This window comes from Lyngbya sp. CCY1209, assembly GCF_055795065.1.
This window is the reverse complement of sequence record NZ_JAYFER010000412.1, coordinates 1-12,068: the sequence shown is the minus strand read 5'-3', so window position 1 is coordinate 12,068 and position 12,068 is coordinate 1. Positions and strand designations below refer to the sequence as shown.

The 12,068-nt window shown below is 54.7% G+C and carries 9 protein-coding genes; 3 read left to right on the top strand and 6 right to left on the bottom strand.

What is annotated here, in order from left to right:
• The first annotated feature begins 120 nt into the window (after positions 1–120).
• Positions 121–1,089, top strand: a complete 969-nt coding sequence (gene hemC / locus AC0QHF_RS12185) for a hydroxymethylbilane synthase (RefSeq protein ID WP_324704487.1) — start codon at positions 121–123, stop codon at positions 1,087–1,089.
• A gap of 95 nt (positions 1,090–1,184) precedes the next feature.
• Entirely contained in the window at positions 1,185–1,847 is a 663-nt protein-coding gene (locus AC0QHF_RS12180; protein WP_324704486.1) for a glycoside hydrolase family 108 protein, read from the top strand.
• Between the two features lie 73 nt (positions 1,848–1,920).
• On the opposite strand, the gene AC0QHF_RS12175 is transcribed toward AC0QHF_RS12180, so the two are convergent.
• A complete protein-coding gene (locus tag AC0QHF_RS12175; protein ID WP_324704485.1) occupies positions 1,921–2,475 on the bottom strand; it encodes a hypothetical protein in 555 nt (184 codons plus the stop codon).
• Positions 2,476–2,739: 264 nt separating this feature from the next.
• Between AC0QHF_RS12175 and glgA the strand changes: the two genes are divergently transcribed.
• On the top strand, positions 2,740–4,161 hold the full coding sequence (gene glgA, locus AC0QHF_RS12170; protein WP_324704484.1) for a glycogen synthase GlgA: 1,422 nt from the start codon (positions 2,740–2,742) through the stop codon (positions 4,159–4,161).
• Between the two features lie 155 nt (positions 4,162–4,316).
• On the opposite strand, the gene AC0QHF_RS12165 is transcribed toward glgA, so the two are convergent.
• The 5 genes from AC0QHF_RS12165 to AC0QHF_RS12145 form a co-directional block, all read right to left on the bottom strand.
• On the bottom strand, positions 4,317–7,610 hold the full coding sequence (locus AC0QHF_RS12165; protein WP_324704483.1) for a PAS domain S-box protein: 3,294 nt from the start codon (positions 7,608–7,610) through the stop codon (positions 4,317–4,319).
• A 125-nt stretch (positions 7,611–7,735) separates the two neighbouring features.
• A complete protein-coding gene (locus AC0QHF_RS12160) occupies positions 7,736–8,491 on the bottom strand; it encodes a phosphonate ABC transporter ATP-binding protein (RefSeq protein ID WP_324704482.1) in 756 nt (251 codons plus the stop codon).
• 176 nt (positions 8,492–8,667) lie between these two features.
• Positions 8,668–9,585: a putative selenate ABC transporter substrate-binding protein gene (locus AC0QHF_RS12155; protein ID WP_324704481.1), complete on the bottom strand. Its 918-nt coding sequence runs from the start codon at positions 9,583–9,585 to the stop codon at positions 8,668–8,670.
• A gap of 117 nt (positions 9,586–9,702) precedes the next feature.
• Positions 9,703–10,743 carry a class I fructose-bisphosphate aldolase gene (locus AC0QHF_RS12150; protein ID WP_324704480.1) on the bottom strand — a complete coding sequence of 347 codons (1,041 nt, stop codon included), beginning with the start codon at positions 10,741–10,743 and terminating at the stop codon, positions 9,703–9,705.
• Positions 10,744–11,101: 358 nt separating this feature from the next.
• On the bottom strand, positions 11,102–12,004 hold the full coding sequence (locus tag AC0QHF_RS12145) for an alpha/beta fold hydrolase (protein WP_324704479.1): 903 nt from the start codon (positions 12,002–12,004) through the stop codon (positions 11,102–11,104).
• Between the last annotated feature and the right edge of the window lie 64 nt (positions 12,005–12,068).

Here is a 12,068-nt window from a genome sequence, read left to right as displayed (position 1 = left end):
GAGCCGTGTGAGGTGAAAGTCTCATGCACGGTTCTGAATGGGAGGGGGAGATGGTAACATCTCTCTCGACCCCTAATAGCTACCCGAACTGATATTCAAATTCACGATCGCACACCCGATATGACAGTATCCGTATCTGCCGCAACCCGCACCATCCGCATCGGTTCGCGCAAAAGTCAACTCGCCCTCGTCCAAACCTACTGGGTCCAGGAACAGCTCCAGCAGCGCTTCCCGGACATCAAGTTCGAGGTTCACACCATGTCCACCCAAGGCGACAAGATCCTCGACGTCGCCCTGGCCAAAATTGGAGACAAGGGACTGTTCACCAAAGAATTGGAAGTGGGGATGCTCAGTCGCGAAACTGACATCGCGGTTCACTCCCTCAAAGATCTGCCCACCCAACTCCCCGAAGGGTTGATGCTCGGGTGCGTCACGGAACGGGAAGATCCGGCGGACGCGGTAGTGTTTCACGAAAAAAATCGGGGCAAACAACTCGACACCTTGCCGGCGGGGGCGATTATCGGCACGTCTTCCCTGCGCCGTCTCGCCCAATTGCGGCACCATTACCCCCATTTAGAATTTAAAGATGTTCGGGGCAACCTCAACACCCGACTGCAAAAACTGGATGAAGGTCAGTATGATGCGCTGATCCTGGCCGTGGCGGGGCTCAGACGGCTGGGAATGGGCGATCGCATCGGCCAGGTCATCCCGTCGGATATCTCGCTGCACGCCGTCGGACAGGGCGCGCTGGGGATCGAGTGTCGGGAAGGAGACACGGAAATTCTGGACGTGATCAAAGCCCTGGAACATACCCCCACCGCCCAGCGGTGCCACGCCGAACGGGCCTTTTTGCGGGAGTTGGAAGGGGGATGTCAGGTTCCCATCGGCGTGAATACAGTTGTTGAAAGCGATCGCCTGACTCTGACCGGGATGGTTGCCAGTTTAGACGGAAAGCGGCTGATCAAAGATACCGTCGCCGGGGCCGCCGCAGACGCGGAACAGTTGGGCATCGAACTGGCCCACAAACTGAAAGAACAGGGAGCCCAAGAGATTTTGACCGAAATCTTTGCCGAAATCAATCGCGGTTAGCGGTAAGCGAGGGTGTGAAGTGTGGGGAGATTTGATAACGGACAACTATCGATTGTCAATTATCAATAATTAATTGTCAATTATCACCAATTATCATGACAACATCTCGCGATTCCTTTCACACCGCCCTCGAATTTACCCTGAAGTGGGAGGGGGGTGTCGGACACCCGGAAGACCTGGGGGGTGTGGTGAATTACGGCATCACCCAGGCGACTTACGACACCTACCTGGAGAATCAGGGGAAACCGTCGAAGTCCGTCAAGGAGATCACCAAGCTGGAAGTGGAGGAGGTGTACTATACGATGTACTGGCAAGCCTCCAAAGCGGATCTGATGGTGTTGCCCCTGGCGGTGGTGCAGTTCGATACGGCGGTGAATTTTAGCGTCCGCGCCAGCGTGGAATTTTTGCAGGAAACTTTGGGGGGGCTGACGGTGGACGGGAAATTCGGCCCGAAAACCCAAGCCACCCTGGAACAGAATAATAATTTGGAAACGGCCCAGCGCTACGGTCAAGCCCGGATGGATTACCGCTACAAGCGGGTTGAAGCGAATCCCGACCAGAAATTATTTTTGGAGGGGTGGTTGAGGCGCGATCGCGATCTGTTGAGCTACGTCACCCAGTTGGGGGGCGGGACGCTCCCGCCCCCCCCGACGCCCCCGGAAGATCCCGGTTCCCCCACCCAACCGGAAATCCTCGACAAACTGCAGCAGGCGATCGCATTGTTGCAGGAAGTGGCAGTGAATCTGAAAAATAATTGATAATTGATAATTGATAATTAACAATTATTTTTCTTTCCCCCCGACTCCCGACTCCCTAATACCGACTCCCGACCTAAATTTCGTCGAAGTCCGACTTGCAGACGGCCAAGATGCGGCGATCGTTTTCGCCGACGGGTTCGATCGGGTAAAATCCTTCCAAGCCAACTTGCAGGTCGGCGCCGCCTTGCCGTGCGGCTAGGATCGAGGCGCGATCGTAGTTGACGCTGTAGGCGTGGGGTTCTTGGCTGTAGCTGTCCACGATGGTCAGGGCCAGGTGATTGCCCCGCGATCGCCCCGTGAAGCAGTCGAAGGAGGAACGGGGCATATAAAAGGCGCCGACGAAGTTTTCCCGTCGGACTTCAAACACCATGTAAGCCTGTCCGAGTTGTTCCGGTTCGGGAGACTGTCCGTACAGGTAGACGCCATCCCGAAACCGGGGTGTCGGAGTTTCGGCGCGATCGTCCGCCGGGACGGAGGCGGACTCGGGGATCGTTTGGGCGCGGACGGAACCCCCCAAACTTCCGCCGAACCAGCAGAGGCTCAAAATCAAAACGGCTTGAAAAATGTTGTTGGGGTGGACTCCGACTCCCGCCCCCGATATAACAGAATGAAAAAATTGATGTAACATTTTTGAGGATCTCATGAAAGCATCACCGGCTGGATTAGAAAAAATCGGTTCTAGATCATCTGAGAGGGATTGATGCGAATTCCAACATACAATAAGATTTGTGGGGGCAAGCCTCTGGGCTTGTCAATGTGGGCGTGCATGACTTCTCCTTGTGGGTTGACAGTTAGATGGACAGTGAACGCTGCCAGAAACCTGAAAATAGTACGGCCTCCACAGGTATGATGACGGTACGCATCTCGATCTAAGGGAACGCAAAGTACAATTATGCGAATTTTATTTGTAGCTGCCGAAGCGGCTCCTCTGGCCAAAGTGGGGGGTATGGGGGATGTCGTCGGGGCTTTACCCCAGGTGTTGCGGGCAATGGGACACGATGTCCGCGTCTTTATGCCCTACTACGGTTTCTTGCCAGACAAACTCAAAATCCCGAAGGAACCGATCTGGTGGGGAAACGCCATGTACCAGAAGTTCGCCGTCTTCGAGACGACGTTGCCCAAGACAGATGTTCCGTTATATCTGTTCGGACACCCCTCCTTCATGCCCCGGCGAGTGTATTACGGAGAAGATGAGGACTGGCGGTTCACCCTCTTTGCCAACGGTGCGGCAGAATTTTGCTGGAATTATTGGAAGCCCCAAATCGTCCACTGCCACGACTGGCACACGGGGATGATTCCCGTCTGGATGAAAGAAACCCCCGACATGGGGACGGTGTTCACCATTCATAATTTAGCGTATCAGGGGCCTTGGCGGTGGTTTTTGGAACGCATCACCTGGTGTCCTTGGTACATGGAAGGTCACAACGTCATGGCGGCGGCGGTCCAATTTGCCGATCGCGTCACGACGGTTTCCCCCACCTACGCCGGTCAAATCCAGACGGCAAGCTACGGGGAAAACCTGGAGGGGTTGCTCTCCTACATCAGCGGCAAGATGTCGGGAATTCTCAACGGCATCGACACGATGGCTTACAACCCGGAAACCGATCGCTATATCGTCGAAAATTTCAACGCCGACACGGTGGAAAGGCGCAAGACCAACAAAGTCGCCCTCCAGGAAGAATTGGGACTCGAAGTCAACTCCGGCTCGTTCCTGATCGGGATGGTGACTCGACTCGTCGAGCAGAAGGGACTGGATCTGGTGATTCAAATTATGGACCAGCTCCTGTCCTTCACCGACTCTCAGTTTATCATGCTGGGGACGGGCGATCGCTACTACGAGACGCAAATGTGGCAAATGGCCTCCCGCCATCCGGGCCGCATGAGCACCCAAATCCTGTTCAACGACGCCCTGTCGCGGCGAATTTATTCGGGGTGCGACGCCCTGGTCATGCCCAGCCGCTTCGAGCCCTGCGGGATCAGCCAAATGCTGGCGATGCGGTACGGCTGCATCCCCATCGTGCGGCAGACCGGGGGCTTGGTGGATACGGTGTCCCACAACGACCCGGTGAACGAAGTCGGGACGGGCTACTGTTTCGACCGCTACGAGCCCCTGGACTTCTTCACCTCGATGGTGAGGGCGTCCGAGGCATTCCGGTACAAAGATCACTGGCGGCGACTCCAGCAGCGGGCGATGCAGCAAAACTTTAGCTGGGAAAACTCGGCTCGGGAGTACCTCAAAGTCTACGAAGAAGTGGCAGCGAACTACCCCTCCCAACCGGCCGCAGCCCAGCCGGAACCCGGGATGACGGTGTAAACAAAACCGACTCCCCATATTGGAGAAAACGAGATGCTGCGGGCTCAATAATCATCGCCCGCAGCATTTTGCGATCGCGTGAAAGTAGGGAGTCGGGAGTCGGTATTAGGGAGTCGGGAATAGAAATCACCTTTTCATTTTTCATTTTTCATTTTTCACTTTTCACTTTCTCCAATCCCTCGCACCAGCTCCGGAAACGATTCGACGGTCATTTGCAGGGCATCGACATCGAACTCAGCCTGCTCGGTTTTGAGGCGGTCGGCATATTGCAACAGTTCCGAACACTGATATTGATTTCCCAGAGCTTCCATGCGTTCCGCGAACTTGTGAATTTCCCCCCAAATCAAAGTTTGACGCAACTCGCGCCAGTTCGTCTCTTGTTCTTCCCGCAATTTTTCGAGCAGTTCGGGTATCCGTTCGGGAACCAAAACGGGTTGGGGAGATTCTTCCGGCGCGGGTGCGGTGTCCGTCGGGGCGCCGTCTTCGGTTTGTTTTGTCTTTTCTAATACTGGAAATAATTTCTCCAATTCCAGGGCTAATTGGACGCGGCTGACGGGTTTCCGCAAGAAGCCGTCGTAGAGCGATCGCCACTGCCGCTGTTCCTGCAAAAACGCCGAAGCGGTGAGGATGACAATGGGAATGTCCCGGGTGGTGCGATCGGTTTTGAGGATCGATGCCACCTGCTGTCCGTCCATGTGGGGCATCCGCCAATCGAGCAAAATCAGGTCGGGTTTCTGAGAGCGGACGATCGCGATCGCCTCGGACCCATCCTCAGCACTCAAAACGGTATGGTGAGTCTGGGCAAAATAGCCCTGAATCAGCTCCCGGTTGGACGCCACGTCATCGACGACGAGGACCGTCACGGGGGCGAAATCCGCCAAACTTTTCCGGGACTGAAACTCCAATTTCTGGGGAAGAAAAGCGGAGTCGAGGGTGCGAACGTGCGGAAAAATAAATGCAAAGCGACTGCCCCGACCCAACTCACTTTGCAGTTCGATGCGCCCCCCCAGAATCTCGGTCAACCGCTTGGTAATCGCCAAACCCAACCCGGTGCCGCCGTACTTGCGGTTGCTCTGACCTTCGCTTTGGCGAAAGGCGTCGAAAATGTCGTCCTGCTGTTCGAGGTCGATGCCGATGCCGGTATCTTCGACGGCAATTTCCAGACAAATTTCTCCGGGTGAACGTGTTTCCGAGGGCCGGCAGCGCAGGGAAATTTCGATCCCGCCGCCATCGGTAAATTTGAGGGCGTTACCGACCACATTAAATAAAATCTGGCGCAACCGCACCTCGTCGAAACTGATGCAGGTGGGAACGTCCCGGCCCACTTCCACCCCCAGGGACAGATTTTTTTGAGCCGCTTTTTGGGAGAAAATTTGCTCGACTTCGGTCAAAAGCTGCCGCACATCGACCGCTTCGTAGTGCAGTTGAAATTTGCCGGCTTCAATTTTGGAGAGGTCGAGAATGTCGTTGATCAGCGCCAACAGCGTCCGGCCGCTGGCGGCGATCGAGCGCAGATAAGAGCGCTGGAGCGGTTCCCGAACCAAATTTTCCAGCAATTCACAAAAGCCCAAAATCGCATTCATGGGGGTGCGGATTTCGTGGCTCATATTGGCGAGAAATTCGCTCTTGGCGCGGTTCGCCGCCTCCGCCGCCTGGGTCGCCCGTTCCAGGGCTTTATTTTGGCAGGCGAGTTCATCTTCCATGCGCTTGCGGACGGTGATATCGGTGGAGATGCCGCAAACCCCGTAAATGTTTCCGTCGGAGTCGAATAAGGGGCATTGAATGGACAAATAGGTGTGGAGTTCTCCGCCGTGGAAAATTCGTTCTTCAAACTGGAGGGGAACTTTCAAGTTGAGGACTTGGCGATCGTGGTTGGAGAAAACATCAGCGAGTTCCTCTGGAAAAATATCGTAAGCCGTCTTCCCTTCGACATCCTCCGGATCGAAATTGCAAACGTCTCCACATTTGCGGTTAATTAGCAAATATTGCAGCTCCAAATTTTTCATGTAAATCAGTGCCGGGGAATTGTCCAAAATGGCTCGCAACCGTTCCTCGCTCTCCCGCAGGGCGATCTCCGTCAGGCGGCGATCGCTGATATCTTCCACCATCGCTAAAATATAAAGAACTTCCCCGCTCAAATTCCGTCGCACCCGCGTCGTCAGACTCACCCAGCGCACCGCCCCGGTTTTCGTGAGGTAGCGCTTTTCCAAGCGAAATCCGTCCGGCCTGCAGGCCACCACGCCCCGGCTCTGACCGGAAGTCGAAATGATATCCTCCGGGTGGGTGATCTCTTCGTCCGATAGCGTTTGCAATTCCGCGGCGGAATAGCCGACAATTTCACAAAATGCCAGGTTGACTTGGGCGAACTCGTAGTCCGGCGGCAGGCAGACGAAAATGCCGATGGGGGCATCTTCAAAAATTTCTCGAAATCGCTCTTCGCTATCCCGCAGCGCCATCTCGATGCGCTCCCGGCGCTGGATTTCTTGCAGCAATTGGCGGTTCATCTGCGTGAGTTGCTCGGTGCGATCGGCCACCAATTCTTCGAGGTGGAGGCGATGCTGTTCCAGTTCGGCTTCCGCCTGTTTTCGCTCTTGGATATCTTCCACCATGCCGATCGCAAAATTTTGATCTTCGGCATCAAATAATCCGTCTCGGGCGCGGACTAAAGAAACGGTCAGATATCCCCAAATCTGCCGTCCGTCCTTGCGGATGTAGCGCTTTTCCAGTTGATAGACATCCCGTTTCCCGGCGATCAATTCCTGATAGAGTTGGCGATCGGCTTCGACATCCGCCGGGTGGGTACAATCGGAAAAGGTCATGTTTCTCAGTTCCTCGGCACTGTAGCCGAGAAAGTTTTGAAGGGCCCAATTGGTGGTTAAGAGGCGTCCGGTGTCGTTTGCCAAAGCCATTCCGATCGCCGCCCCGTCGAACATGGCCCGAAACCGGGCTCTCTCTTTGAGCAGTTCGGCTTCCGCCTGTTGCCGTTCCCGGATCTCCCGCTGGAGGCGATCGTTGGCCCGGGTCAATTCCGCCGCCCGCCGTTCGAGGGTTCGGTTAAGGTTTCGCAACTCAGTCGGACTAGGAAGGGCGAGGGCTTGAGGCAGAATCGGGATCAACGCCAGGGCGGTATAGCAAGAAACGAAGGCGGTGGCGGCTTTGATCGTCCCCGACAGCCAGTAAAAGGGATACCAGAGCGTCACGACCGCCATCAGGTGGGTGGTTCCGCAGGTGATGATGAACAGGCTGAAGAGCAGAAAAATCCACCGGAAGGGCAGATCGTGCCGTTTGTGGGCGAAGTAGGCCAGTATCACCGGAATGGAATAGTAGGCGAGGGCGATTAACGAGTCTGAAAGCAAGTGCAACCAAACCAAATCCGGTTGCCACAGGTAGCAGTGACCGTGGGGGATGTAGTTCTGACTGAGAAGCCAGTTTTGAAGCTGCTCGAACATGATCGATTTCTACAAATCTTGTTTGACGTGAGTCCTGGGAACCGCCGGGGATCTGAATTGCCGGATGGGCCCGCCCATCGAAGATTGATTTCCCAAAGTCGTTCGGGCGGGATTTTTCAATTTTTTTAATCTTGAGTTGTATATAGTTTTTCGATCATTGTATCAGTCAGGTCCGAGGCGGAAATGTCGAACTGGACTCGTCCCCCTTTGAGTCCCACGACGCGATCGCAGTGGCTGCGGGCGAATTCGATCGCGTGCAGGCTGACGACCAGGGTTGTACCGCGTTCTCGGGTTATTTTGGAGAGCAGATCCATAATTTCGAGCGATCGCTCCGGATCAAGGCTGGAAATCGGTTCATCCGCCAAAATAACGCTGGGATTCTGTACCAAAACCCGCGCGATCGCCACCCGCTGCCGCTGTCCCCCGGAGAGGCGATCGGTCCGTTCAAATAATTTCTCCGCAATTCCCACCCGATTTAACGCCTCAGATGCCGCTTTCACCTCCAACGGATACATCAGCGAGACCGCCGCCTTCCACAGCGGCCAGTTTCCCAAATTTCCGGCGTTGATATTGTGAATCACCCGCAGATTCTCCACCAAATGAAACTGCTGGTAAACCGTTCCAATTTGCCGTTGTAAATGACGGCGAACCGGCGGACGCAGCGTCCCCAAATTTCGCCCCAACACCCACACTTCCCCCTCGCTGGGAAGCAAACTCCCATTCAACAAACTCAGCAGCGTACTCTTCCCCGCCCCGGACGAACCCACCAAAGCGACTTTTTCCCCCGCTTCAATGCGTAAGTTAATTCCCGAAAGTGACGCGATCGCACCGAATCGCAGCCCCACATTTTTCAATTCAAAAACGGGAAAATTTTCAACCATATCAAAAATCGCAACCTTGCCATCCACATCAAATTGTAGGGGCGAATGGCATTCGCCCTCCAAAACTTCGGTGTAATTTTAGATCTGATATTTTCCGCTCTTATCCGTGGAGGCAACCGTCCCGGGTTGCCGGTGGAGGCGGTGGGTGCAACCTTATAGGGTTGCCCAAAAATCCGCTACTGAATCTTCCCAATTTCCCGTCCCACTTCCTCAATTTGAGAGTAATTAGAATTTTGAGTCGGGATAAACTTTCCGGCGCTGAATAATTCCAGAATTTCCTGTTCTTCGGGAACATTCGGATCGAGGTTTAAAAACGCCTCCCGAACTCGGGCGATGAAATCCTCGCCATATTGTTCTTCAACCCGGGGATGGATCACCCAATGATAATCGTAGTAAGAAGGAGTCCGCCAAATCACCGTCACTTTTTCCAAATCAACGGTTCCTTCTTCCACCCGCTTTTGCCACACCTTTTCATTCACCGCCCCCACTTCGTAGCTACCCGCCTCTACCAACTTAATGGTTTTATCGTGGTCGCCGGAAAAGCCCGCTTCTCCTTGAAAATCCGACAAATTGACATTCGCCTGTTGCAAGAAGTATTGGGGCATCAGCCGCCCCGACGTGGAGGACTCGCTGCCGAAGGTAAACCGCCGCCCCTTCAATTGTTCCAAATCCGAAATCTCTTCAAATTCCGTCAGTCCCGATTCCGTATTGGCGATAAATAGACTGTGAAATTGTTCGTCCACATCCCGCTGGGCGATCGCTTCTGCCCCGGGAACTTGCAACCGCGCCTGCACCCCCGTCAACCCGCCGAACCAAACCAATTCCAAATCCCCCACTTTGAAGGCGGTGACGGCGGCGGCGTAGTCGGTGACGGGTTTGTATTCCACCGGAACCCCCAACTCTGCTTCCAAATAGGCGGCCAATTTTTCATACTGGCGCTGGAGTTTTTGCGGATCTTGGTCCGGAATCGCCCCCACCACCAGCGGATCGGCATTGTCCCCGGCGGGGTCACTTTGAGTTTGAGAACCTTGAGAACAAGCTCCCAGCGATAACATCAGCAACGCCAGACCGGACACCAAACATTTTTTGAACATCAGATAATAAAGAATTGATCTTGAAAATTTAACAGTCTCCTACTCTAGCACGAACCAAAAAAAGTGGGTGCCGTCAGCACCCACGCTCCTCTAAAATCGCATTCGAGAAAGATTTGCTTAGACGGCGACGAGTTGTTTTTCCATATCGCTGCTGTACTCACCCCTGCGGGCGGCACTGTTGCATTTAGCGCGATGTAATAGCAATTCCTGGGCCGTTTTCACGTTGGCATCTTCGCCCTTCCAGGCTTCGAGGGCGGGTTGCTGGATGGCGCGGGCGTAGGAGAAGGTCACGGGCCAGGGGCAGATGTCGCCGTACTGGACGTTCATTTCGTTGAGGTGCGCCGCCGCCCGTTCCGGAGTCTGACCGCCGGACAGGAAAGCCACGCCGCCCACCAAGGCGGGGACGTTGCGAAGCAGGCAGCGGACGGTGAAGGTGGCGACTTCCTGGACCGAAGCCTGTTCGGGGCAACCCTTCCCGGAAATGACCATGCTGGGCTTGAGGACCATGCGATCGAGGGCGACGCCCTGGGTGTGCAGTTGGTTGAAGACGGAGTGCAGCGTCGCGTCGGTGATGTGGAAGCAGCGGGCGATGGAGTGATTGCCGTCGATGAGAACTTCCGGTTCGACGATGGGCACCAAGCCGCCTTCCTGACAGAGTGCCGCGTAGCGGGCCAGGGCGTGGGCGTTGGCTTCGACGCAGGCATGGCTGGGGATATTTTCGCCGATCGCGATCACCGCCCGCCACTTGGCGAACCGGGCACCCATTTCGTAATATTCGGCGATGCGATCGCGCAGTCCGTCGAGTCCCTCGGTGACTTTTTCACCGGGAAAACCGGCGAGATCTTTGGCTTTCATGTCCACTTTGATGCCGGGGATAATTCCGGCTTCCTGGCAGATTTTAACCAGGGGTTTCCCATCCCGAGACATCTGGCGGATCGTCTCGTCGTAGAGGATCGCACCGCTGATGTAGTCGCCGAGGTTGGGGGTGGTCAAAATCATCTCGCGGTAGTCGCGGCGCTTATCCACACTCGTTTGAATGCCGACTTTTTGAAACCGCTTGTCGCAGGTTCCGTTACTCTCGTCCATCGCCAAAATTCCTTTTCCCTTGGCCATCATCGCTTTGGTGATAGCTCGAAGATTTTCGGCGTGCTGACTCATAAATTTCTCCTAAAATTGGTATCAAAAAAAAACAAGAAACGCTCGGGCCGGCTATTTGAATAGCCGAGCTTTCCGGGCATCCAAAATTTGCCCAGCATTCACTCGCGTCCCAACTCCACATTGCGATCGCGATGCGGGTCACAGTGCGGGACAGATATAAACTGACAATATCCGACTTTGGTGGCAGATTGAGCGGATCAAAATCAATCTCGGCGATCGCTCGGATTGCAACATAGGTTCAATTTGACAGATTCCCGATCGCGGCACATCTTCCTTTCGAGGGAGATTCCATGATTTTAGTAGGGGCGCAAGGCTTGCGCCCTGATTTTAGATTGAAGCGGGCCCGCCAATCCGAATCTCAATCCTCGTCGGCGGAGTCGGGCGCGATCGCACTCTCTTCCCTCAAAAATTCCCAGATATACCGGTTCACCAATTCCGGTTTTTCCTGCTGCACCCAATGGCTGCAATTGGGAATGTAGCGAATTTCAAAATCCCGCACATACTCTTCGGTACCGTAGGTCAGTTCCCGCCCCAAAGCCGCGTCATTTTCGCCCCAGATCATCAGGGTGGGGACGGAGAGCAAATTCCACTCCGGCTTCCGATTGAATAAATCCTGGAAAATATTGCGATAATAGTTCAGCATCGCCGTCAGTGCGCCCCGTTTCGCCGCCGCATCTTTGTAAAGTTCCAAATCCGTCGGGGTGAACGCATTTTTGTCGATCGCCGTATCGATGAATGCGGCGGCGATCGCCTGATAGTCGTCAGCCTGCAACAGCAATTCGGGAATTAGCGGCAGTTGAAACAGAAAAATATACCAACTTTTTTGCAACTGTTCCCACGTCCACAACCCGTCCGCAAATCGGGCCGGGTGGGGAATATTTAAAACGATCAGTTTCTCGACCAATTCGGGGTAGGCGTAGGCGAAATACCAGGCGATCGCGCCCCCCCAATCGTGACCCACCAAAACGCAGCGATCGTACCCCAAACCCCGGATCACTCCTTCGATATCCTTCGTCAATTCTTCGACGGTGTAGGCGCCCAAATCCTTCGGTTTGTCGCTTTCGTTGTAACCCCGCATATCCAACGCCACCACCTTATATTCCGCCGCGAATTCGGGAATTTGATATCGCCAGGAATACCAAAACTCGGGAAATCCGTGCAGCATGACCATCAGCGGGCCGTCTCCCTGGGTGACGTAATGCAATTTGACGCCGTTGGTGGTGATATAGTCCGCCGTCCAAGTTCCTTCGAGTTGTGACATGATTCCGTCCTGTCGAATACTGTGATAAAGCCCCCCTCACCCCCCACCCCCCCCCCCCCCCCAC